Annotated in this window: 22 protein-coding genes and 2 pseudogenes; 7 read left to right on the forward strand and 17 right to left on the reverse strand. The window is 31.4% G+C overall.

From position 1 onward, the window contains the following. The 8 genes and pseudogenes from ABI549_RS09075 to ABI549_RS09110 all read right to left on the reverse strand — a co-directional run. Positions 1 to 249 (reverse strand): annotated as a pseudogene (locus tag ABI549_RS09075) (hypothetical protein); the annotation flags it as partial. Positions 250 to 772: 523 nt separating this feature from the next. Further along, complete coding sequence (locus ABI549_RS09080; protein WP_348076141.1) at positions 773 to 934, reverse strand: DUF2461 family protein; 162 nt, start codon at positions 932 to 934, stop codon at positions 773 to 775. Then, positions 934 to 1194: a DUF2461 family protein gene (locus tag ABI549_RS09085; protein ID WP_348076142.1), complete on the reverse strand. Its 261-nt coding sequence runs from the start codon at positions 1192 to 1194 to the stop codon at positions 934 to 936. Before ABI549_RS09085 ends, ABI549_RS09080 begins: the two co-directional genes overlap by 1 nt. A gap of 168 nt (positions 1195 to 1362) precedes the next feature. Further along, a complete protein-coding gene (locus ABI549_RS09090) occupies positions 1363 to 3009 on the reverse strand; it encodes a serine hydrolase (protein ID WP_348076143.1) in 1647 nt (548 codons plus the stop codon). A gap of 239 nt (positions 3010 to 3248) precedes the next feature. Further along, positions 3249 to 3883 (reverse strand): annotated as a pseudogene (locus tag ABI549_RS09095) (LysE family translocator). 209 nt (positions 3884 to 4092) lie between these two features. Beyond that, complete coding sequence (locus ABI549_RS09100) at positions 4093 to 4923, reverse strand: oxidoreductase (RefSeq protein ID WP_348076144.1); 831 nt, start codon at positions 4921 to 4923, stop codon at positions 4093 to 4095. Between the two features lie 2 nt (positions 4924 to 4925). After that, positions 4926 to 5468 carry a YceI family protein gene (locus ABI549_RS09105; protein ID WP_348076145.1) on the reverse strand — a complete coding sequence of 181 codons (543 nt, stop codon included), beginning with the start codon at positions 5466 to 5468 and terminating at the stop codon, positions 4926 to 4928. 69 nt (positions 5469 to 5537) lie between these two features. Then, a complete protein-coding gene (locus ABI549_RS09110) occupies positions 5538 to 6434 on the reverse strand; it encodes an AraC family transcriptional regulator (protein ID WP_348076146.1) in 897 nt (298 codons plus the stop codon). A 289-nt stretch (positions 6435 to 6723) separates the two neighbouring features. On the opposite strand from ABI549_RS09110, the gene ABI549_RS09115 reads away from it, so the two are divergent. From ABI549_RS09115 to ABI549_RS09125, 3 genes are all read left to right on the forward strand, one after another. Continuing rightward, positions 6724 to 9192, forward strand: coding sequence for a tail fiber domain-containing protein (locus ABI549_RS09115; RefSeq protein WP_348076147.1), 2469 nt, complete (start codon positions 6724 to 6726; stop codon positions 9190 to 9192). A 178-nt stretch (positions 9193 to 9370) separates the two neighbouring features. Further along, positions 9371 to 9841: a T9SS type A sorting domain-containing protein gene (locus ABI549_RS09120; RefSeq protein ID WP_348076148.1), complete on the forward strand. Its 471-nt coding sequence runs from the start codon at positions 9371 to 9373 to the stop codon at positions 9839 to 9841. Between the two features lie 5 nt (positions 9842 to 9846). Continuing rightward, positions 9847 to 10917: a hypothetical protein gene (locus tag ABI549_RS09125; RefSeq protein WP_348076149.1), complete on the forward strand. Its 1071-nt coding sequence runs from the start codon at positions 9847 to 9849 to the stop codon at positions 10915 to 10917. Between the two features lie 116 nt (positions 10918 to 11033). Here ABI549_RS09125 and tyrS read toward each other — a convergent pair whose 3' ends face one another. Beyond that, positions 11034 to 12329: a tyrosine--tRNA ligase gene (gene tyrS / locus ABI549_RS09130; RefSeq protein WP_348076150.1), complete on the reverse strand. Its 1296-nt coding sequence runs from the start codon at positions 12327 to 12329 to the stop codon at positions 11034 to 11036. A 143-nt stretch (positions 12330 to 12472) separates the two neighbouring features. On the opposite strand from tyrS, the gene ABI549_RS09135 reads away from it, so the two are divergent. Further along, the gene (locus ABI549_RS09135) at positions 12473 to 13456 is read left to right on the forward strand and encodes an NAD-dependent epimerase/dehydratase family protein (protein ID WP_348076151.1); all 984 of its coding nucleotides are present in this window, start codon (positions 12473 to 12475) and stop codon (positions 13454 to 13456) included. On the opposite strand, the gene ABI549_RS09140 is transcribed toward ABI549_RS09135, so the two are convergent. From ABI549_RS09140 to ABI549_RS09150, 3 genes are read right to left on the reverse strand one after another with little or no spacing between them, the layout of a single operon-like run. Next, positions 13457 to 13897 (reverse strand): DUF4296 domain-containing protein, encoded by a 441-nt coding sequence (locus ABI549_RS09140; protein WP_348076152.1) that lies wholly within the window; start codon positions 13895 to 13897, stop codon positions 13457 to 13459. A gap of 4 nt (positions 13898 to 13901) precedes the next feature. Then, positions 13902 to 15239 carry a dihydroorotase gene (locus tag ABI549_RS09145; protein ID WP_348076153.1) on the reverse strand — a complete coding sequence of 446 codons (1338 nt, stop codon included), beginning with the start codon at positions 15237 to 15239 and terminating at the stop codon, positions 13902 to 13904. Between the two features lie 34 nt (positions 15240 to 15273). Beyond that, a complete protein-coding gene (locus tag ABI549_RS09150) occupies positions 15274 to 15999 on the reverse strand; it encodes a polyprenol monophosphomannose synthase (RefSeq protein WP_348076154.1) in 726 nt (241 codons plus the stop codon). Positions 16000 to 16097: 98 nt separating this feature from the next. Here ABI549_RS09150 and ABI549_RS09155 point away from each other — a divergent pair, with 98 nt between their 5' ends. The 3 genes from ABI549_RS09155 (at position 16098) to ABI549_RS09165 (ending at position 18375) form a co-directional block, all read left to right on the forward strand. Next, the gene (locus ABI549_RS09155; RefSeq protein ID WP_348076155.1) at positions 16098 to 16763 is read left to right on the forward strand and encodes a DUF4271 domain-containing protein; all 666 of its coding nucleotides are present in this window, start codon (positions 16098 to 16100) and stop codon (positions 16761 to 16763) included. A gap of 21 nt (positions 16764 to 16784) precedes the next feature. Further along, the gene (locus ABI549_RS09160) at positions 16785 to 17534 is read left to right on the forward strand and encodes a uroporphyrinogen-III synthase (RefSeq protein ID WP_348076156.1); all 750 of its coding nucleotides are present in this window, start codon (positions 16785 to 16787) and stop codon (positions 17532 to 17534) included. Positions 17535 to 17607: 73 nt separating this feature from the next. Further along, positions 17608 to 18375: an enoyl-CoA hydratase/isomerase family protein gene (locus ABI549_RS09165; RefSeq protein ID WP_348076157.1), complete on the forward strand. Its 768-nt coding sequence runs from the start codon at positions 17608 to 17610 to the stop codon at positions 18373 to 18375. Between the two features lie 2 nt (positions 18376 to 18377). Here the strand turns inward: ABI549_RS09165 and arfB are convergent, their stop codons facing one another. From arfB to ABI549_RS09190, 5 genes are read right to left on the reverse strand one after another with little or no spacing between them, the layout of a single operon-like run. Then, the gene (gene arfB, locus ABI549_RS09170; protein ID WP_348076158.1) at positions 18378 to 18782 is read right to left on the reverse strand and encodes an alternative ribosome rescue aminoacyl-tRNA hydrolase ArfB; all 405 of its coding nucleotides are present in this window, start codon (positions 18780 to 18782) and stop codon (positions 18378 to 18380) included. Next, positions 18782 to 20374, reverse strand: coding sequence for a DUF4301 family protein (locus ABI549_RS09175; RefSeq protein ID WP_348076159.1), 1593 nt, complete (start codon positions 20372 to 20374; stop codon positions 18782 to 18784). Before ABI549_RS09175 ends, arfB begins: the two co-directional genes overlap by 1 nt. Next, positions 20341 to 20958: a nicotinamide riboside transporter PnuC gene (gene pnuC / locus ABI549_RS09180; protein ID WP_348076160.1), complete on the reverse strand. Its 618-nt coding sequence runs from the start codon at positions 20956 to 20958 to the stop codon at positions 20341 to 20343. Before pnuC ends, ABI549_RS09175 begins: the two co-directional genes overlap by 34 nt. Positions 20959 to 20966: 8 nt before the next feature. Then, positions 20967 to 21689 (reverse strand): geranylgeranylglyceryl/heptaprenylglyceryl phosphate synthase, encoded by a 723-nt coding sequence (locus ABI549_RS09185; protein WP_348076161.1) that lies wholly within the window; start codon positions 21687 to 21689, stop codon positions 20967 to 20969. Positions 21690 to 21700: 11 nt separating this feature from the next. Further along, the gene (locus tag ABI549_RS09190) at positions 21701 to 22363 is read right to left on the reverse strand and encodes a 4'-phosphopantetheinyl transferase superfamily protein (RefSeq protein ID WP_348076162.1); all 663 of its coding nucleotides are present in this window, start codon (positions 22361 to 22363) and stop codon (positions 21701 to 21703) included. Between the last annotated feature and the right edge of the window lie 291 nt (positions 22364 to 22654).

Consider the following 22654-nt stretch of genomic DNA (forward strand, 5'->3'; position numbering starts at 1 on the left):
TCCTTCTCCGAAAGATCCATGATTGGTTTTTCTTGAAATCAAAGTGGTTCCATTATCAGCATACACATCTGAGTTCGGTAATTGACTATTTACAATTGGAAATTCAGTTGCAGCAGTTTGTAAGAAGTAAGATCCTCCTGCTTTAAAATACCAACTTTCTTTTTTTTGAGTTTTTGTGTCTCCTTCAGTTTGAGCGACCATTGTCATAGAACAAACTAATAATCCTAATAAAAGTACTTTTTTAATCATAATTTGGGGTTTTTTTGAAGCTGCAAATTTAAATAATTTGTCCACTATTTAGAAACGTTTTCCAAAATAGAATAGTACTTAAAATGATTTTTATATGCATACATATAAAAATCAGTCGATTATAAAAAAATTTAACATTCATGATTAAAGTAAAAAGAGAATTATAAACAGATAACTTAATAAAATAAGGGTGAATTAGCAATTGTTGATTAGAAAAAAACTTACAAAACAAGATGAGAAAAGTTTCATTTAGGATAGTTTGTCTTTTAAAAATCAGTTTTAACTATAATCGCATTGAGAATTCTTATTTATGGCTATTCCCGCCATTCGCTATATCTTTTGCTTTATAGGGAAAAAAGTAAAAGGATGTCGTTACTGTCTGGTCTAGTAGATTTGTTTAGAGAAGAGTCGTCATTAAAAATTTAAGTAAAAAGTCGGTTTTTCTTTCACTATTAATTTTATTGCGAAAGAAAAACGTTAATTCAGGAAATTTCTTATATTTTTTTGAATGTTTTGTCATTTATTAATTCATTCCAGTCTTCGTAAAAAAAGTTAATTTCTTTTCGGATTTTTTTAACTCTTCAGGTTGTGGATTATAAACTCCACCACCAACAAAACAATTTCCAGGTTCGATATGCAAATAATAAAATGCTGAGGAGCTATTTTTTCCATTTTTATTTAACACTATATAATAGTCAGTTTTGTAAGATGTTTTGTCTTTTGCAATCTTAAATCTCTATTAAGTCTTGTTATCCATTTTTTTGGATCAAGTAAAGCGTTTGATATTGTTTTATCATTTTCGGAAATAAAATTAATCAATTCTGCCGTTAAATTTAGAATATCATTTTTAGCATTTTCATACACTTTCTTATTTTCATCTAGCCATTCTTTTGAACTGTTAGATTTCAAATCTGTTAAAAAATTAAGTGTATTTATATTTATCATTTTTCTTGTTGATTCTTGCAGTTTGTATTAGCCTTTTCGTCAATGTCTTGGCGCTTTCCGAGGTTGGGGACTTTTGAAACCGATTGTTTTCGGCTTAACGTAAATGTAGTAAAAAAACGCTAATTACACTAAGTCCCCAATCACGTCAAGGTTATTAGCCGACGTTTTTTATTTCGTTATTGCTTCTATTAAATATTCCTGCATAATTTTTTCAATTTGTTTTTCTCCGTGTGGTGTATTGTATGCCGTTGAAGTAATTACAATCACTATAGGCTGGTTTTTGAAAATAAAAATTCTATTTCCACCATTCCCGCTAGAGTAGTAAACTTCATAATCTAAGCCATTTATTTTGTAAGTTTTATTCCAAAATAGATATCCATAAAATTCATTTTCTGATATTGTCATTTGATGTGATAAACTTTTTGCTATCCATTCTTGTGATAAAATTTGTTTTCCATTCCAAGTTCCTTGATTTTTATATAATTGTCCATATTTGGCATAATCCAATGAACTCAATTGTAAACTTCCTGCCGTATTTGCTACTTTTTGTGGTGTAAATTGCCATTTGTAGTTTATGATGTTTAATGGACGAAATAAATTTTTGTCAGCATATTGTTCTAAACCATTTGGTACGGATTTATCAATTATGTCGCCTAAAACTATACAGCCTGCTGTAAAATAATCCCATTGCTTATTTAGTTGTTTTGTTTTATCAACTGGAAGATTTAATGTAAAGTCAACCCAATTTTTAGTAGGATACATATTTTCTTCGTTACCAATTGATTCAGAATTGATATCAGAACCTTCAAAAGTCGAACTCATTGTAAGTAAACTTTTCAATGTTATGTTATCTTTTGATGTAGAATAATTTTGAAAAGATTTTAAATTATAAAAATCTTTTAATGTTTGGGTTTCACTTTTTATGTACTTGTCTTTTATTGCAATTCCTAAAAGAGTTGAAGCAAATGATTTTCCAACAGAACGTGTGTCGTGAAGCGTTTTTCTATTTGCGCCATTGAAATATTCTTCAATTAAAATTTTTCCCTCCTTTATAGCAACTATACTCGTAACATTTTTATATGTTTGTTTTGCAATCTTTCTATTCAATTCCTCTAGTTTAGCAACATCAATTTTATCAGATGAAATCTGCCAATCTTTGGTTGGTTTAATCAATTGAACTTTAACAAGTTGTTCGTTAATTTTTATTTCAGGAACGATTATCTTCAATTTTCCTTCAGCAATTATGTCGCCTGTCATAACTTCTGTTATGTTTAAATATGGTCTGATTTCAATTTGAAGAATATGTTCTCCTTCTGAAAGGGCATCTTGTCCGCCATTGCCAAAAAATCTATTCCAAAGAAATTTACCCCAAGAATCTTCATTAATTGAACTTATTAACGGAACTCTGAAAATTGTTCTTTGATTTTTACTTTCTGCACTTCCTGCACCAATATTTAGGTTTTCAACATAAATTTTTTTGCTATCGACATAAAAAGTAAATTGATAATTTCCATTTTTAGTTAATTCCTCAGCAGTTGAATTTGGTGATAATAAATGAAGATAATTTGTCAAAGATTTACCTAAAAAAACTCGAATGTTTAGGTCTGTTTTTTCTTTAAGTTCAAATGTTTGTAAAAAATCTGTTTGCTTAAAGTTTTCTATTGCAATTGTTTGTGACATAAATGCAACATTACCAATGTTTGATTTATGTATTGGATAAATAATACTATCCTGTTTTACAAATTCGTTTTTTTGCGCAGATACACTTAAGTAAGTCAAAAGACTTAAAGCGATGTTTGTGATTTTTGATTTCATTGATTTTGATTGATTTTGATTGATGATTGATACTAATGAGTGCAAATTAATTCTAATTTGTTACATAGTTTCACATTTTTTTTAAAATGGAGGTTAACGTCTTGGGGCTTGGTTAGGGGAGAAGTAAAGCAATATTTTCCACTAGATAAAATTTCTTGCTAAAGAAAAACCTCCGTCTTGGAAAAAATTCGCAATAGCGCAAAACGTGTGTTGGCAGTTCGTTGTTTTTTTTATTAAATTTATTTTGCTTTTGTAAATGCCATTTTTACTGCTAGAGCTGTCAACACACTTGCCATAAACCATTTCTGAATTTTTATCCAACTCGGTTTTCGTGCAAAAAATAAAGCTGTTTTTGCTGCTGTTAAGACAATAATGAAGTTAACACTGAAACTCACAATAATTTGAGTCAATCCGAGCTGTAAACTTTGTGTCATTATTGAACCGTATCTGGTTTTATAAATTGCGGAAAGAAAGACAAATAGAATACTGCTACTTTTGGATTAAGTACATTCGTCAAAAACCCAATACTAAATAATTTTCTTGGTTTGTCAAATTCTAATTCTGTATTTGCTTCAAAAATATTTTTACTATTGGGTTTTACAAATTGAAATGCCAAATACAAAAGATAAACAACTCCTAAAGTTTTTAAAATTGTATAAGCAAATGGTACTGCAAAAAGAACTGCTGTCAAACCAAATGAAATCATAACGATGTGAAATAAAAATCCACAAATTACTCCTGCAAGAGATACTAACCCTGCTTTTCTTCCTTGTGTTATAGTTCTAGAAATTAGATAAATCATATTTGGACCAGGGCTAATTACAAGAACTAAAGCAGTTAATGCAAAAAATAATATTTTGTTTATTGGAATCATAATTTGTTTTTATTGAAATAATTTACTTGATTTTTCTAAGTCTCGCAACAATGACTGCAACGTTCCGCTACTTCGCGTCAGTTGCAAACTTCGGAACTGATTATTTTCTATTAAAGATAAAAATTCTTGCAAGACGTGAACTTATCAAAAAATCATCAATTGCTTGATATATAGGGTATTAATTTTTTATTTTATTGAACTCAATCCCTTTAAAAAATAGCATTTTCAGCAATTTCTTTAAAGTTTTCAATATCATTTTTTACACTTTCTAACTTTGTTGTTAGTGAAATAATTGCAATTTTTCCTAAAGGTAATCTCAACGGTGGATTTTCTAAATTTGTAATATCAAAAATTGCTTTAGCTGCTTTGGTTGGGTCGCCTTCTTGTTTGCCATCTACAGCTTTTATCCTTTCTCGAAAAACCCCTGCCGTTTCATTATAGTCTGCAATGATTGTTTCAGCTTGTCTGAATGATTTTCCTGCAAAATTGGTTCGGAAAGGTCCTGGTTCAACAAGTGTTACTTTTATTCCTAAAGGTGTAACTTCTTGCGCCAATGCCTCGCTGAATCCTTCAACTGCAAACTTACTTGCATTGTAAATACCGAAACCCTGAAAGGCTTTGAAACCACCGTGAGAAGAAATTTGAATGATATGTCCACTTTTTTGTTTACGAAAAATTGGTAATGCCATTTGAGTAACTTGCAAAGTTCCGAAGAAATTTGCTTCAAAAACTTGTCTTGTTTCCTCATTACTTGTTTCTTCAATAGCACCTGCAAAGCCAAGTCCCGCATTATTTACCAAAACATCAATTCGCTCAAATTTGTCTTTTATGATTTGAAATGCATTGTTAATTTCTTCAGGTATTGTAATGTCAAGAGTTAAAGCAAATGCTTTGTTTTGATTTTCGTTATTAAAAGCATCAGTCTGTGCTTGATTGCGAAAAGTGCCAATTACAAAATCTCCTTGTTCAATAACAGTTTGGGCAATTGCCTTGCCCAAACCGCTTGAAATTCCTGTTATAAACCAAATTCTATTTTTCATAGTTATACTACTTTTAGAAGTTGAAAAGGAATGTTAATTTTTACTTTGTCAGAAACTGCTAAATTTCCTGTACCAAGTAATACATTAAATGACAAACCAAAATCTTGTCTGTTTATACTTCCTGATATAAAAAATCCTGCTTTTGTATTTCCGAATGGGTCTTTAGGAACGACACCAGCAAATTCTAAATCAAAAACTACTGGCTTTGTGATGTCTCTGATAGTTAAATTTCCGTTTAACTTATATTCATTAGCTGTTGTTGTAGATTCCAATTTTGTACTTTCAAATTTCATTTCAGGAAATTTTTCAGCATTAAAAAAGTCATCAGCTTTTAAGTGAGCGTCACGCTGTGCATCATTGGTAATTATGCTGTCTATTTGCACAGTTACGCTTACTTCTAAATCGGAAAAATCATCTTTTGAAGCCTTTACAGTTCCTGCATATTCTTTGAAGAAACCATCAGTTTCTGTTATACCAAAATGTCTTACGCTAAATCCAATTTTCGTATGACTAGGGTCTAAAACCCAATTTTTTTGTTCCTGCATTGTAATAAATTTACTTTTTTATTTGTCAATATTGACAATGCAAAGATTGAGAAAGAGTGCTATTAACTGTTATGACAAAGAATTCTTTTTTCGGTATTTTTCGGACATTTCATTTTTAAACAGTATTGGAGTTTGATTTGTTTCCATCTTAAAAACTTTTGCGAAGTAAGAGCTATCGGAATAATTTAAAAAAAAAGCAATTTCAGATATGGTGTTGTCTGTGAAAGTTAGTAATCGTTTCGCTTCTAAAATACTTCTTGCCCTGATTATTTCTGTAGCAGTTTTACCCGTTACGTTTTTTGAAATAACGTTTAAATGATGAGGAGTTATATTTAATTTTTCGGCAAAGTATTTTGCAGTTAGGTTATTTGTGAAATTTTCTTCTAACAAATTTTTAAATTTTTTAAAAATAACTAAATATTTTTTCGATATCGGGTGGAGTGTATCATTATCGACATAACGTTGAACCTGAGTCAATAAAATAAGTAATAATGACTGGGTTATTGTTTGATTTTTATCACTTCGTTTTTGTTCTCTTGAAATTAAATCGATTGTTTCTTTAACTTCGACAAAATCTTTTTCGGTTAATTGAATGCAGGGATTTGCATGAAGGTTATCTAAAAAACTTAATTCAAAAAGTTGGTCTTTGTTATTTTGATTTAATAAAAAGAAATCTTCTGTAAAAAGAATTGTTCCTCCTTTTAAAGGTTTCCATTCCTCAAATTGATGCACTTGATTTGGAGAAATAAAAAACAAACTATTTGGTAAAACTTCGTATTCTGTATAGTCTATTGTTTGTTTGCTAATACCTTTTTCAGTCCAAAGAATCTCGTAGAATGTATGTTTATGAATATCATCTACATTGGGTTCTTCCATTTCTTCAAACCGCATAATTTCAAATTCTGTTGGATTTGTGTGTTGGTTAATAAAATGTCCGATTGAGTAAAATGGAAATATTTTTTGCATACTGCAAATGTAATAATTTTATAGATTTTTATTTAGCGGTTTCGTGAGCGAAAATGGCAGGTAACGTTCTGGCGCTTGTCGTGGTTGCGAGGTTCGGAACTTTATGTTTTCTGTTAAAGATAAAAATTCTTGCTAAACGAAAACGTGAACTTATAACAAACTTCGCAATTGCGAAAAAAAGCTGTCATTCGTATATTTAAAATGTCGTTCGTCCTTTTGTCCTTTTTTAAAATTTATGGATGACTTAGGTTTGTTCAAATTTGAACACAATCACTTAATTTTCGTTCTAATGAAAAAGATATTACTTATTTTGGCCTTGATTTGTATTTCCCAAGTTATATTTTCCCAAGTTGGAATAAATACAACTTCGCCCAATGCACAATTAGATATAAAATCGAGCAACCAAGCTACACCAAGCAATACCGATGGAATTCTAATCCCGAAAATCGATGCTTTCCCAATTACAAATCCAACGGTGGCACAACAAGGAATGATGATCTATTTGACTACGATTTCCGCAGGAAAACAACCTGGATTTTATTATTGGGACAATACTACAGTGAACTGGAAAGGATTAGGAGATGGAACTTCTATATCAGGTTGGGATTTAACCGGAAATACAGGAACAACTGCAGGAACAAATTTCATTGGAACAACCGATGACACTAACTTTGTGTTTAAAAGAAATAATCTCGTTTCTGGAATAATTGATCAAACTAATACCTCTTTCGGAAATCAATCCATGCAAACCAATACGTCGAATGCTTTGAACACTGCATTTGGTTCTGCTACGCTACGTGATAATACGACGGGAACTTCTAATGTAGCTGTAGGTGCTGGATCATTGATTGCGAATACAAATGGTTCGAGTAATGTAGGTATTGGTGCCGATGTAATGAACCGAAACACAATGGGTAGTAGAAATGTAGCTATAGGAAATTCTAGTTTAGAAAGTGGAATTTCTGGAACTAGCAACACAGCCGTCGGAACTGAATCGTTACTATCTGCTTCAGGATCCAATAACGTGGCTGTCGGAGATTCTGCAGGTAGTACTATAAGTATAGGTAATAATAATATAGCAATCGGTAATGGTACCGATGTGCCAGATGGCACGGCAGACAATCAAATGTCTATCGGAAATGTGATTTATGGAACAACGATGAGCACAACAGCACTAGGAAAAATAGGTATTGGAGTTCCTGTTCCTACCGAAAAATTAGAAGTAGCGGGAAAAACAAAAACGACCAATTTGCAAGTAACTACTGGTGCCACAATAGGTGCAATTTTGGTTTCTTCTGATGTAGCTGGAAACGGAACTTGGCAAAATCCAAACACAGCTTTAAACGGTTTTACTTGGAAAACTACTGGAAATTCTGGCACCAACCCAGCTACTAATTTTCTTGGAACAACAGATAATAATGATATAGTTTTTAAAAGATTTAATGTTCGAGCGGGATATATAGGAATATCTAATAATTCCTTCGGTGAAAGTGCGCTAAATCCATTATCAACTGGTGGTTCAAACAATGCGTTCGGATGGCTTTCTATGGCAGCTAATACAACTGGTAGTCAAAATGCTGCCTTTGGTTCAGAAGTTCTAATGCAAAATACTTCCGGAGATGCTAATTCGGGTTTTGGTTATCGTGTGCTCGAGGGTAATACCACTGGGCACGAAAATACTGCTTTTGGAAATGCAGCAATGCTTTCCAATAAAACTTCCAACAATAATACTGCTATGGGTTATAGGGCATTGGCTTCTCAAAGTTTTAATAACGGTGGTGTGGCTTATGATACTGATAATGTTGCTGTAGGAGTAGATGCGCTATACAGTAATAATCCAACAAGTATCATTAATGGAATACAAAATACAGCTATTGGAAATTTTGCGTTAACTACAAATAGAACGGGTTACAGCAATGTAGCCGTTGGATATCGATCATTAGTTAATAATGTGTCTGGCTCCGGAAATGTAGCTATTGGTTATCAAGCTGGTTATAATGAAATAGGTTCTAATAGATTGTATATCGAAAATAGTAATTCAGCAACGCCATTAATTTACGGAGAATTCGATAATGATTTAGTAAAAGTAAATGGAAGGATTAAAGTTAATAATGTTGCTACAGTAGGCAATGAATTACAAGTTAAAAACAGTAACATTTTTGTTCATGGTCAAGATGCAAACTTAAATTTTACGACAGCTAGCCCAACTTCAGATGATTTTATGTTGTCTTCTAAAGAAGGTGGATTCGATACTGGTGGGATTCGAGGTGACGGAAATAACGTAACTATATGGGCGCCAGGAGATGACGGAAGGCTTGTAAGGTTTGTAGACGAAGACAAATGGTCTGACAACAACGGAAATCCTTATGATTTTGCAGCAGAAAGAGCTTATATCGATGAAAACGGGCAATATTTTCAAGTTTCTGATAAAAATAAAAAAGAAAACGTTGTTAAAATTGAAAATGCACTTGAAAAAATTTCTCAAATAAGTGGTTACACCTATCAATTCAAATTATTACCAAGCGAAATAGAAAAAGGAGACAAACCTATAAAATCAAGTGGAGTGTTAGCGCAAGAATTAGAAAAAGTTTTACCCGAAGCAGTTCAAAAAAGCGAAACTGGCGATTACTTTGTTGATTATGCTGCAATAACTCCATTATTAATAGAAGCTATTAAAACTCAAAACGAAAAAATAAAATCGTTGGAAACAATCAATGCCGAAATTTTAAAAAGATTAGAAAAAATTGAAAATAAATAATAAAAATATCAATGAAGTCGTTTTTATGTTTTTTTATGAAAAGGTTCAACGAAAGTTAGACCTTTTTTGGGTTACAATACATCGTTCGTGTATTTAAAATGACGTTCGTCCTTTTGTGGTTTTTTGAAGTTCAAAAATGAATCAACTTTGTTTTCAATAAAAAACTACAAAATAAATTATGAAAAAAATCATCCTAATAATTATCTTGTTTTGTGTGCCCAAATTAATGGCGCAACAAACGACCAACGCTTCAGGTGGAAACGCTTCAGGAGCTGGAGGAAATAGCAGTTATGCTATAGGTCAGGTTGTTTATACAACACAAACTGGAGCTACTGGAATAGTAACACAAGGCGTAGAACAGCCTTTTGAAATTGTCACTTTGAGCGGAGCAGAATTTACCAACATCAAATTGGAAGCCATCATTTATCCTAATCCAACAACGGTAAACGTAACTTTGAAAATCTCCGATTTTGATTTGGAAAATTTAAATTATCAGCTTTATGATATTCAAGGGAAACTGATAAATGAAGGAAAAATTTCAAATGAAGAAACTATTCTTAATATGGGAAGTTATTCGAAATCAACTTACATATTAAAAGTAAATTCAGCTACTAAAGAACTAAAAACATTCAAAATAATTAAAAACTAAACATCATGAAGAAAATAATTATACTATTAGTCGTGTCGTTTTTTGCAATCACAATGAATGCACAGGCACCACAAAAAATGAGCTATCAAGCAGTCATTAGAAATGCAGGAAATACTTTGATAACCAACGCCAATTTAGCAATGAGAATCAGTATTTTGCAAGGAACGGCAACTGGAACAGCGGTTTATGTGGAAACGCAAACGGCAACAACCAACGTTAATGGATTAGTAACCTTAGAAATTGGAGCCGGAGTGGTCGTAAGTGGAACATTTGCATCTATCAGTTGGGGAACTAATGCTTATTTCATTAAAACCGAAACGGATCCAACTGGGGGAACTAATTATACAATTACTGGAACATCTCAATTTTTAAGTGTGCCATATGCTTTTTTTGCTTCAAACTCAGGATCATCTTCTCAATGGGGTGCAAATGGGACTGATATATACAATAATAATTTTGGAAATGTAGGCATTGGTCTTTCAATTCCAACGGCAAAGTTGGACGTGATTGGTAAAACAAAAACAATAAATTTACAAGTAACTACAGGAGCTGGAACAGGTAAAGTATTAACTTCTGATGCTTCTGGTAATGCAACTTGGGTAACTCCAGTTGTGGCGGCAACTAATTCCTACAATAAAACTTCTTTCGGGATTTCAACATCTTCACAAGGTTCAATTATTGATATTGCTACTTCAAATATAACAGTATCCACAGCTGGATATTATCTTGTAACATATTTTGTTAATGCAAATAACAATTGGTTTTTATCATGTACAGAACCATGCAATGAAGCAAAAGTTTTAGACACTAGAGCCTATTTATATAATAAAACAAGTGGCGCTATTCTTCAAAATCAAAAAACAGATTTTTTAGATAGAGACAACACGAATGGACCTCAAGCAATAAACTCTACTTATGTTTACCAGCTTCCTTATCATGAAGTTTCGGGCTCATTTGTGGGCTATTTTAATCTAAACGATATTGTTGGTATAAGGGTAGGTAGTGAAGTTACCGCTCCAATTGCTTCAGGTTCAATTTCTGGTAACGGAGAGATTACCTTAGTTAGATTGTATTAAAAAATAAAAACTTGATTTATAAATAAAATATTTGGGAAATATTTATTTGAATTAGTTTTTTAAACAAAAAGGTTTGGTTTAATTATCAAACCTTTTTTGTTTAAAAATAATCTCGTTTATCTCACACTCAAAACAAAATAATTTTTCTTCCCACTTTGTAACAATACAAATTGATTGTTTATCATGTCTTTTGATGAAAGTATAAATTCTTCGGTTACTTTTTCTTTATTTACTGAAATAGAATTAGCGGTGAGTGCTCTTCTGGCTTCCCCATTAGATTTTAAAAACCCTGATTTTTCGTTCAGTACCTCAACAATATGTATCCCAGCTTCAATATCAGATTTTGAAATTTCAGCTTGCGGAACACCATCAAAAATTTCTAAAAAAGTGGCAGCATCCAATCCTTTCAAATCATCAGAAGTAGAATTACCAAACAAAATATTGGACGCTTTTATTGCTTTTTCCAATTCGGCAGCCCCATGAACTAGTGTTGTAATTTCTTCGGTTAGTTTGCGTTGCAAAACACGTAAATGGGGTGCTATTTTGTGTTCTTCAATCAAACCATCAATCGTATTTTTATCTAAAAAGGTGAAAATTTTGATGTATTTTTCGGCATCTTCATCGGAAGTATTTAACCAAAATTGGTAAAATTTATAAACAGAAGTTTTATCAGCAGTTAGCCAAACATTTCCACCTTCAGATTTTCCAAATTTAGAACCATCAGCTTTTGTAATTAGTGGCGTAGTTAGTGCATAAGCTTTTGCTCCTTCACCATTCATTCTACGAACTAACTCGGTTCCTGTGGTAATATTTCCCCATTGGTCTGAGCCACCCATTTGCAACAAACAATTATAATTTTTATACAAATACTGAAAATCATAACCTTGTATTAATTGGTAAGTAAACTCTGTAAATGACATGCCTTCTCCTTCTGCTCCCAAGCGTTTTTTGACAGAATCTTTACTCATCATATAGTTTACCGTGATTCTTTTTCCTATATCACGAGCAAAATCGATAAACGAAAAATCTTTCATCCAGTCGTAGTTATTTACTAAAATTGGGGCATTTGCATCGGTAGTGTTAAAATCTAAAAAACTAGATAAAACTGCTTTTATTCCAGCAACATTTTTATTCAAAGTGGCTTCATCTAGCAGATTTCTTTCGTCACTTTTTCCTGAAGGATCGCCTATCATTCCAGTTGCGCCACCTATTAATGCGATAGGTTTGTGTCCAAAATTTTTCAAATGAACTAATAGTATGATTTGAACCATGCTTCCTATGTGTAAGGAATCGGCAGTGGGATCAAATCCTATATAAGCGGTCGTAGACTCTTTTGATAATTGTTCTTCGGTTCCAGGCATCATGTCATGAAACAAGCCTCTCCATTTTAATTCTTCAACTAAATTCTTCATTTTCAAAATCAATTTCGACAAAGATAACAATTCAATGACAATGTCAAAAATCAATTTTAATAACAAAATCAAAATCGATTTTAATTATTCTATTAATCCAAAAAAATCGTAATTCATAATTCGTAATTCGTAATTTTGTTTTTATGGTATTAGTTACAGGAGCAACAGGATTGGTGGGTTCGCATTTGATTTTGCATTTATTAGAGCAAGGTCAAACAGTGAAAGCCTTATTTAGAAACGAAAACGGAAAACAAAAAGTAAAAATAGTTTTCGAATACTATAATAAACAAGAATTGTTTGCCAGAATACATTGGTGTAAAGCTGATATTCTAGATATTCCTTCTCTGGAAGTTGCTTTTCTGGATGTTAATTATGTATATCATTGTGCTGCTTTAATTTATTTCGACCCAAAAGAGGAGGAAAATCTTAGAAAAATAAATATAGAAGGAACTCAAAATATTATTAGTTTTTGCATTGATTTTAAAATAAAAAAACTTTGTTATGTGAGTTCTATTGCTGCTTTGGGAGATTTAGCTCCTCATGAGACGATTGTTACAGAAGAATGTGAATGGAATCCAGAAATGCAACATAGTGATTATGCTATTTCCAAATATGGCGCCGAAATGGAAGTTTGGCGTGCACAACAAGAAGGCCTTGATATAATTGTTGTTAATCCTGGCGTTATTCTTGGTCCACTTTTTTGGACAGATGGCAGTGGAGAAATTTATACTAAAGTAAAAAATGGTTTGCCTTTTTATACTAAAGGAAGTACAGGATTTATTTCGGTAAAGGATGTTGTAAATATTTTGTTTCTATTGATGGAAAGTAATACTACAAACGAAAAATTCATTTTAATTTCGGAGAATAAAACTTATGAAGATATAGTTTCTACTATTGCCGAAGCATTGCAGGTAAAAAAGCCAAAATTGTATGCAGGTAAATCATTGACCAGTATTACTTGGAGAGCAGATTGGTTCTTGTCAACTTTTTTTGGTAAAAAAAGAACTCTAACAAGAGATTTAGCAAATTCTTTACACTCAATCGATTTGTATTCAAATCATAAAATTTTAAAAGAATTAGATTATCATTTTGAAGTTATAGAAGATTATATAAAATCCTTAGAATAACTAGCCTCTAGCAATGATTTTAGATTCTTTTTTAGAGTTTTTAGAAGATTTTATTATTGAATCACGTATTTTTTTAGCTTTAATTTTAGATTCTTTATTTAGAATTGTGTCTATTTGACTTTTTTCCTTTTGTAGTCTGTTAGATACATTTTCGAACATTAGTTTGTAAGTTTCAATATCCGAGGCAAAATATTTGTTGTTTTCTAAAAACTGTACACTATCTATTTTGTACTTCTGATAAATATAAGTTTTCGAATCTATATTATTTTTTGTAAGTTTCTCAGGACTATAACTCTTTAGTGCTTGTAATAAAGCTAAATCGTACAAGATATTTTCCATTACCGCTTTGTCTATTGGTTTTGCAGGTTTCTGAATTTCATTTTTATTAGAACAAGCACTAATAAAAATTAATATTGATAGTAATAAAATAATTTTCTTCATCGGATTATCTGTTAAATTCTAATCGCTTGCCGCAATGAATTTCTTTGGTTTTAAAGTTATGAAAAACTAATTCTCCGTTTACAAAAGTGTGTGTAATTCTAGATTTAAAAGTGAAATCTTCAAATGGTGACCAACCACATTTGTATAAAATATTGTCTTTGTTTACTCGCCACGGCATTCCTATGTTTACAATAGCTAAATCGGCATAGTAACCTACTTTTATAAAACCACGAAGGTCTATTTTGAAAATTTTAGCGGGATTATGCGCCGTTTTTTCTACTATTTTTTGAATCGAGATTTTTCCCTGATGAAAAGCTTCAAACATAGCCACTAAGGCATGTTGTACTAAAGGTCCGCCAGATGGTGCTGTAGTATAAGGATTGTGTTTTTCTTCTATTGTGTGTGGTGCATGATCGGTTGCAATAACATCTATTCTGCCATCCAGTAGTGCTTTCCATAATTCGTCTTTGTCAGCTTGGGTTTTTACCGATGGATTCCATTTTATAAGCGTCCCTTTTTTTGCATAATCATCGTTAGTAAACCACAAGTGATGAATACAAACTTCGGCAGTAATTTGCTTGTCTTCTACTGGAATGTGAGAGAAAAGTGTAGTTTCTTTTGCTGTCGAAACATGAAATATGTGTAGTCTTGCTCCTGTTTTTTGTGCCAACGCCACTGCTTTTGATGACGATATATAACAAGCTTCTTCGCTGCGAATAAGATGGTGAAATTCCATTGGGATATCGTCGCCGTATTCTGCTTTGTATTTTTCTAAATTATTTTTTATAGTAGTTTCGTCTTCACAATGTACCGCAATAAGCATTTTTGTACTCGAAAATATTTTTTCTAAAACAGCTTCATTATCTACTAACATATTTCCTGTTGATGAGCCTAAGAAAATTTTAATTCCTGCTACATTTTTGGGATTGGTTTTTAGAACTTCTTCTAAATTATCGTTTGTGGCACCCATCATAAATGAGTAATTTGCATACGATGATTGGGCTGCGATTTGGTATTTTTGCTCTAATAATTCCTGTGTTACCGCATTGGGAACGGTGTTGGGTTGCTCGATATAGGAAGTAATTCCGCCTGCAATGGCTGCACGAGATTCTGAAGCAATATCGCCTTTATGAGTAAGTCCTGGTTCACGAAAATGCACTTGGTCGTCTATCATTCCAGGAATTAAATAATTCCCTTCGGCATCAATAATTTTACAATCAGACGATTTTGGGCTTATGTTTTCTCCAATTTCTATAATAAATTCATTTTCAATAAGAACATCGCCTTCAAATATGATTCCTTCGTTGACAATTTTTGCATTCTTTATTAAAACTTGTTTCATTTTTTTGTTATTTAAGATTTCGATAAAGTCAAACTTACAATCGATTGAATATTTTTCTCACTCGAAGCATAATTACACCAAATATAGCTTCCTTTATGATAGCATTACTCATTTTAGATTCACCTTTAGTTCTGTCGGTAAATATAATAGGAACTTCTGTAATTTTGAAGTGGTTTATAAAGGTACGATACTTCATTTCTATTTGAAACGCATAACCTGTAAATTTTATTTTATCTAAATCAATAGTTTCTAAAACTTCTCTTCGGTAACAAATAAAACCAGCAGTCGCATCGTGAATTTTCATTCCAGTTATAAATCGCACATATACCGAAGCAAAATAAGACATAAGCACTCGGTTTAGTGGCCAGTTTACAACATTTACGCCCGTTACATAACGAGAACCTATTGCCATTCCAGCTTTCTCAGTATTACAAGCGTTATATAGTTTTTCTAAATCGGCAGGATTATGAGAAAAATCGGCATCCATTTCGAAAATATATTCGTAATCATGTTGTAATGCCCATTTAAAACCATGCACATAAGCTGTTCCTAATCCTGATTTTTCTTTTCTTGTTTCAAGAAATAATCCGTCACTAAATTCTTGTTGTAACTCGATTACTTTGTTAGAAGTTCCGTCAGGCGAATTGTCATCAACAATTAAAACGTGAAATTTTTTTGGTAACGAGAAGACTGTTCGAATGATAATTTCGATATTTTCTATTTCGTTATACGTTGGTATTATTACAATTCCGTCTTTCATAATGTAAAATTCTGATGCAAAAATAAGCTTTTTAGCAAATGAGTTTCTTAAATTATTTATAATTAAATAATAGTTTAAAAAATTTGTAATTTTGCATTATGAGTAAAACTGAACTTATTCCTCGAATTGTTGAAAACAAAGATTGGGTAACCATCTTATTTGTTATTGCTTTTGCATTAGTTGTTGTTACTAAAACTGCTTTCGAAAATCGTTTTAGAGATTTTATAAATTTATTAATTAATGATAAATACTTAAAAATATATAAAGACAGTAGCAATTTAATGAGTTGGTTTACAATACTTCTATTTGTTGTTCAGCTTATTTCATTATCCTTTTTCTTACAATTGGTTTTAAGTTATTATGGATATACGACTAAAACAAACTGGGTCACATTTATACAAATATTTACTTTTTTAAGTTTTTTTATCTTATCAAAATTCTTGATCGAGAAAATTATTGCCACCTCATTTAACATCGAAAATTTTATAGAACAGTTCAATTTATTTAAAGTAAGCTATAGAACTTATATAGGTTTGTTGTTATTGCCCGTTAATATAATCATGTATTACACAAATATTATGAATACTTACACTATAATTGGCGTTATGATTATGTTATTGATAATTAATGCGGTAACTTATTTACTTTCATTAAAGAATTATCAAAAGTTATTATTAAGTAAGTTGTTTTATTTTATTTTATATATTTGCGCACTCGAAATTGCGCCCTATTACTTTATGTATTATATTATTACAAAAAGCTAGTGCATTTAGAAAATGTTTAATATGAAAGTGAAAACAATTTTAGTTTCGCAACCCGAACCAAAGGTTGAAAACTCTCCTTATTTTGAGTTACAAAATAAGCACAAGGTTAAAGTTGATTTCAGACCATTTATTCATGTGGAAGGTGTCTTAGCAAAAGATATTCGCTCACAAAAAATAGATTTGAACAATTTTACTGCTATTATTTTAACCAGTAAAAGCTCTGTAGATCACTTTTTTAGAGTGGCAGAAGAAATGCGTTATAAAGTACCCGAAGATTTGAAATATTTTTGCCAATCGGAAGCAGTGGCATTTTATCTTCAAAAGTATGTGGTGTACAGAAAACGTAAAATATATGTGGGCCAAAAAGACTTTGTAGATATGTCTACTTTATTTAAAAAGTATAAAGAAGAAAAATATCTTTTACCATCGTCAGACCAACTAAATGCAGATATACCTCAAACTTTAAATAATTTGAAGGTAGACTGGACTGTTGGAACATTCTATAAAACAGTAATGAGTGATTTATCAGACTTAAAAGATGTTTACTACGATGTCTTGGCATTTTTTAGTCCAACAGGAATAAAATCATTGTTTAAAAACTTTCCAGATTTTGAACAAAATAATACTCGGATAGCAGTTTTTGGAAGTACAACTCAAAAAGAAGCTTTAGAGCATGGTTTAAGAATAGATATTCTGGCACCAACACCAGAAACACCTTCTATGACAATGGCTTTAGAGAAATATGTTGCTGAAGCAAACAAAGGAAAATAAAAATATAACATCTGCTTCGGCGGATGTTTTTTTTTAGGTTTAATTTTTATATTTACAGTTCTAAAAAAATAAAATGAACACATTAAGCTCAAACGGATTTATTGCAACTACTATTGATAATAAAATTGCAACAATTACATTTAGCCATCCTGCCAGCAATTCTTTTCCAAGTAACTTATTGAAGGATTTGACAAGCGAGCTAAATTTATTGAGTGAAAATGAATCCGTTTCGGTAATAATTCTAAAAAGTGAAGGCAATGGTACTTTTTGTGCTGGAGCTTCATTTGACGAATTACTTTCTATAAATAATTTTGATGAAGGAAAACTTTTTTTTAGTGGTTTTGCTAATGTGATAAATGCGATGAGAACTTGCAAAAAAATTATTGTGGGTCGTGTGCAAGGCAAAGCAGTTGGTGGTGGAGTTGGTCTTGCTTCTGCTTGCGATTATGTATTTGCAACCGATAACGCTTCGGTAAAATTATCCGAACTTGCAATAGGAATAGGGCCATTTGTAATTGAACCCGCAGTTTCTAGAAAAATAGGAAAAACGGCGATGTCGCAACTTGCATTAGCGGCTCATGATTGGAAAAGTGCTAAATGGGCTTTTGAAAACGGATTGTATTCTGAAATTTTTTCGTCGACAGAAGATTTAGGTGCTGCATTAACAGTATTTACGTCTAAATTAGCTTCTTATAATCCAGAAGCTTTGCAAGAAATGAAGGGGGTTTTCTGGGAAAACACCTCTCATTGGGATGTTTTATTGTACGATAGGGCTGCCATTTCAGGGAAATTAGTCTTGTCAGAGTTTACAAGAAATGCTTTAAATGCGTTTAAGAAATAAATTTAATCAAAATCAGGTTTCTTCCTGTTATTTTTAACTTCAGAAATATTTTTCTTGTCTTTTATCCTTTTTCTAATTACAGATTTTGGGACTTTAGTCGCTTTTCTTATTTTAGGAATAATTAAAGCATTTTTAATTAATTCTAGAAACCTTTTCGTAACGATAGCTTTGTTTTTTAGTTGGCTTCGGTCTTCGTCACAATTTAAAATTAGTATATTTTCTGAAGTTAATCTTGAGGATAGTTTTACTGAAATTAATTCTTTTTCTTCTTCCGAAAGTGCTTTAGAATTCTGTAAATCGAAACTCAAAACTACTTTGCTAGATACTTTGTTTACATTTTGACCACCAGCTCCTGAACTTCTTACAGCTTTATAAGTTAACTCCGTTATTACTTTTTCTATTTCCATTATTGTGGTTGGTGCGTTGGTTTTAGCAAATCGTTTACTGTTTTTACAGGATTGAAAGTGATAAGCGGCACTTCTACAAAAACCGTGAGCCAATTTGCCATTCCACCATTCCACAAACCTGGTAATTCATAAGCTTTATAATTCGTTCCGTTTTTATTTTTTTCGACTATAAAACCGCTATTTTCATCTATAAATTCATGAAGGTTAAATTTTTCACCATTATAATTTTTAATTCCACAAACAATATCAACTGGATTAAAATGAGTTGCAGATTGAAATAGTTGTAGTTGTTTTTCGTCCTTTAAGTCTATCTGAGAACTTTCTACAATTTGCAACGAGATACTTCCATTTGTGTTACGAATCCAAAACGGTCCACCACCAGGTTCATTTTCGTTTTTTACCATACCGCAAACACGAATTGGCTTGTTGAGAATCTCTTTTATATAGGCAATTTTATCATGAAAAGTAGTTTTTTCAAAATCATTTGAAATTACAATGTTAAGTTTGTTTTTTGCAAAAGAAACAATTGTTTCAATTTCTTTTTCGGTGATTAAATTGCTTTGTATTTCTTTTAAATAAGTGAAAATCTGATTTTGCAATTGTATCAAAATTCCTGCTAATGCTTTTTTATAAAGTGCTATGGTTTCAATATGATTTTGAATCACATTGTCTATGTTTTTGATAAAAATAATATCTGCATCGATATTATTTAAATTTTCAATTAAAGCGCCATGTCCACCAGGTCTGAAGATTAGTCTTTCGTTGTTGTCACGAAAAGGATTGTTCTGCAAATCGACAGCAAGTGTATCTGTTTTTTGGTTTTGATAAGAAAAACTAATGTTTATTTTAGTGTTATTGTCGGATTCTATTTTGCTTTTTACTGTAGATAAAATAGCCTCAAATTGTTTTTGATGTTCTTCTGAAACGGTAAAATGTAAATTAGAAATTCCGTTTGATGATGCATAAAAAGCACTTTCGTTTAGGTGTTCTTCAATAGGTGTAGCAATATGATTTTTATATTGATGAAAAGGCAAAATCCCTTTTGGTTTGTTAGCAAAATCGGAGTTTTCTGAACCAATTAAATATTTTATAAAGTAATAATTTTTCTTATCTGTTTTCCAGCTATAAAAGTCTGGAAAAGCTACCTCGAGTTTTTTATTTATAGCTTCAAAAAAAGGAAATTTTTCCATTCCTGTTAAAAAAACAGTAAGACTCGTGGCTTGATTTTTATTTATATATCCGTTTATAGTATCGGTTTCAACATCAAAATTATTCAGAAATTCACTCAAAAATTGAAACATTCTGCTTGCTGCTCCAGAAGCTGGAACGAATTTTTCTAGTTTTAAAACGGATTTTATTTCATCAAAAAAGACAACCTTTTCTTTAAATTCGGCTTCGGATAAATCCCAAATTCCGTTTTGCAAAGTGGCAGGATTTTGTAAAATAATTTTTGGAATTCTATTTCTAAAAATAAAAAGCTGCTTTGAAATGTTGTCTAATAAAATCCCTTTTTCCTCAATTTGCTGAAAATCGGAGGTGGTGAAACCATAAGTTTCTATTAACCTATTTTTTGTTGTAATACTCTCTTCCATTCTAAATAGCCATAAACGGCAACAATTGTAAATACTAGAAACTGTAAACTTGTAAATGTATATCCTTTTGCAAAATACAAAGGAATTGAGATTAGATCACCCACAATCCAGAAAATCCAATTCTCAATTTTTCTTTTAGCCATGAGCCACATTCCAACAAAGAATATTGCTGTTAAAAAAGTGTCTACATAAGAATACCAATTACTAAATTTGCCAAAATAAAGATACACAATGATAACAAAAATGAGTGTTAATACAAAAATAATAAGTCCTATTATTTTCTCTTTATTCGTTATTGTTGAAATTGGAAATTCCTCGACTTCTCCTTTTTTTCGAGTCCAATGATACCAGCCGTAAATACTCATGACAAAATAATAACCATTTATCATCGAGTCTCCTAATAAATTCCATTTCCAGAGTAAATAAGCATATATAAATGTGCTAACTAATCCGGTAGGGAAAACCCATATATTGTCTTTTTTAGCACACCAAACACTCCATAATCCAAAAAATATAGCAATTAATTCAAGTGCAATTTCGTAGGTTGGGTAATCTTTATATTGTGAAAATAAATATTCTAGCATCTGTAAGGTTATCCTTTTTGATTAAAAAAATTCAAATTGTTTTCAAAAGCAGTTCCTATAACTACTAAATCGGCACCATGATTGTGTGCATTTTCGATTTCCAATAAAGATCTGATTCCGCCACCAACAATTAATGGAATCTTGATGTTTTGAGAAACTAATGTAATGATTTCTTTAGAAACAGAAAATTTAGCACCACTTCCCGCTTCTAAATAAATAAGTTTTTTTCCTAACATTTCGCCAGCTTGTGCTGTCTGAAGAATATATTCTTGATTATTTCTTGGCAAGGGTTTTGTTTTGCTTACACGTTCTACAGCTGTTTTCTCACCGCTTTCTATGAGTATATATCCTGTTGAAATAACTTCGAGATTGGTTCTATTTAAAATCGGAACTGCGTTTACCTGATGTTCTATGAGATAATCTGAGTTCCTCCCTGAGATTAAAGACAGAAACAAAATTGCATCAGCTTTGTCTGATATTTGCGAGGGATTTCCTGGGAAAAGTAAAATGGGTAATTCGCAGTTTTTCTTAATTTCTAAAACCAATTCATCAAGAATGTTATTTTCTACAAGACTTCCACCAACAAAAACATGTGTCGCTGGCGATTGGTTTATTTTCTCGATTAATTTTTGAATATTGTCTAAATCAATTTTATCAGGATCCAGAAGAATAGCAAGTAATTTCTCGTTTTTTGCTTTGGCTTGTAAAATTTGGTTGTAAATAGTACTCATTTTATTTACTTCTAATTTTCGAATGCATAAACCAAAATATAATTTTGGTCATTATTCGAATCTATTTCTTCAAAAAAGATGTCAAAAGATTCAATGAGATTGTTAAAAGATAATTGAGCAGTTGCTCTTTTGTCAGATAATAAAAAAGCGTTTTCGAAAATATGATCCGGAAAACTAATGCCTTTTTCGTTTTTAATTTTAAAAACAGACTCTTTAATCCCCCAAACAACGGTTGCTTTTCTAATTTGCTCTTCTTCTGATAAACCTTCCAGATGTGAGATATCCATAAAGCGAGATGCGATTTTTAAGACTTTTTCTTTAGCCAATTCGATATCGATTCCTACGGGTTTGTCGCTTATTATAATTGTTGAAAATTCGAAAGAATGTGATATAGAAATAAATTTTTCGTCTTTATTTTTTTCAAAGGAATGTTTCAGATGCGGTTTTCCGTCTTGACCATAATGTAGGTCAAAATCAGAATAACCCGCTTCTTGTAATAGTTTTCTAACGCTTAAAAATCCTCGCTGGTGCATTTCAGATTTCATCGTGTTTAACCTGATGAGGTTTATGTCGTTAAGAACAACTTCATCAAATAAATCTTCGAAGGATTCTTCGATTTTCCAAATATAAATTTTGGTTGCCGAATCGTGTGTTATTATTTTATGTAAAGGCATGTTATGAAATTGATTTTTAGCCCCGATAGCAGTGAAAATCCTTTTCTTTTTTTCTTTAAAAAAGAAAAGATTGCAACGGATAGCGGGAATAGCTCCTGAAAAAAACAGTAATTAGTGGTCTATAAATTAGACCGTTAAACAATATATAAATATCCCTGAAATTAGTTTTTTTATAAACTTATTCCGTAAATTTGCAAAAATTTTATAATACAAATATACTATAAATATGAGTACAGCGACTATGCCTTATGTGGCTTTCAAAGTAAAAGACATTTCTCTAGCGGCTTGGGG

Origin of the sequence: Flavobacterium sp. (genome assembly GCF_039932285.1) — a bacterium.
GTDB lineage: Bacteria > Bacteroidota > Bacteroidia > Flavobacteriales > Flavobacteriaceae > Flavobacterium.

Coding starts and splice junctions, on each gene's coding strand:
- ABI549_RS09190 (WP_348076162.1), bottom strand. CDS start 22,363: ATGCCTTTACATAAAATAATAACACACGATTCGGCAACCAAAATTTAT.
- ABI549_RS09110 (WP_348076146.1), bottom strand. CDS start 6,434: ATGCAAAAAATATTTCCATTTTACTCAATCGGACATTTTATTAACCAA.
- arfB (WP_348076158.1), bottom strand. CDS start 18,782: ATGGAAATAGAAAAAGTAATAACGGAGTTAACTTATAAAGCTGTAAGA.
- ABI549_RS09120 (WP_348076148.1), top strand. CDS start 9,371: ATGAAAAAAATCATCCTAATAATTATCTTGTTTTGTGTGCCCAAATTA.
- ABI549_RS09165 (WP_348076157.1), top strand. CDS start 17,608: ATGAACACATTAAGCTCAAACGGATTTATTGCAACTACTATTGATAAT.
- ABI549_RS09175 (WP_348076159.1), bottom strand. CDS start 20,374: ATGGAAGAGAGTATTACAACAAAAAATAGGTTAATAGAAACTTATGGT.
- ABI549_RS09085 (WP_348076142.1), bottom strand. CDS start 1,194: ATGATAAATATAAATACACTTAATTTTTTAACAGATTTGAAATCTAAC.
- ABI549_RS09105 (WP_348076145.1), bottom strand. CDS start 5,468: ATGCAGGAACAAAAAAATTGGGTTTTAGACCCTAGTCATACGAAAATT.
- ABI549_RS09145 (WP_348076153.1), bottom strand. CDS start 15,239: ATGAAACAAGTTTTAATAAAGAATGCAAAAATTGTCAACGAAGGAATC.
- ABI549_RS09160 (WP_348076156.1), top strand. CDS start 16,785: ATGAAAGTGAAAACAATTTTAGTTTCGCAACCCGAACCAAAGGTTGAA.
- pnuC (WP_348076160.1), bottom strand. CDS start 20,958: ATGCTAGAATATTTATTTTCACAATATAAAGATTACCCAACCTACGAA.
- ABI549_RS09090 (WP_348076143.1), bottom strand. CDS start 3,009: ATGAAATCAAAAATCACAAACATCGCTTTAAGTCTTTTGACTTACTTA.
- ABI549_RS09140 (WP_348076152.1), bottom strand. CDS start 13,897: ATGAAGAAAATTATTTTATTACTATCAATATTAATTTTTATTAGTGCT.
- ABI549_RS09185 (WP_348076161.1), bottom strand. CDS start 21,689: ATGAGTACTATTTACAACCAAATTTTACAAGCCAAAGCAAAAAACGAG.
- ABI549_RS09135 (WP_348076151.1), top strand. CDS start 12,473: ATGGTATTAGTTACAGGAGCAACAGGATTGGTGGGTTCGCATTTGATT.
- ABI549_RS09115 (WP_348076147.1), top strand. CDS start 6,724: ATGAAAAAGATATTACTTATTTTGGCCTTGATTTGTATTTCCCAAGTT.
- tyrS (WP_348076150.1), bottom strand. CDS start 12,329: ATGAAGAATTTAGTTGAAGAATTAAAATGGAGAGGCTTGTTTCATGAC.
- ABI549_RS09125 (WP_348076149.1), top strand. CDS start 9,847: ATGAAGAAAATAATTATACTATTAGTCGTGTCGTTTTTTGCAATCACA.
- ABI549_RS09150 (WP_348076154.1), bottom strand. CDS start 15,999: ATGAAAGACGGAATTGTAATAATACCAACGTATAACGAAATAGAAAAT.
- ABI549_RS09155 (WP_348076155.1), top strand. CDS start 16,098: ATGAGTAAAACTGAACTTATTCCTCGAATTGTTGAAAACAAAGATTGG.
- ABI549_RS09100 (WP_348076144.1), bottom strand. CDS start 4,923: ATGAAAAATAGAATTTGGTTTATAACAGGAATTTCAAGCGGTTTGGGC.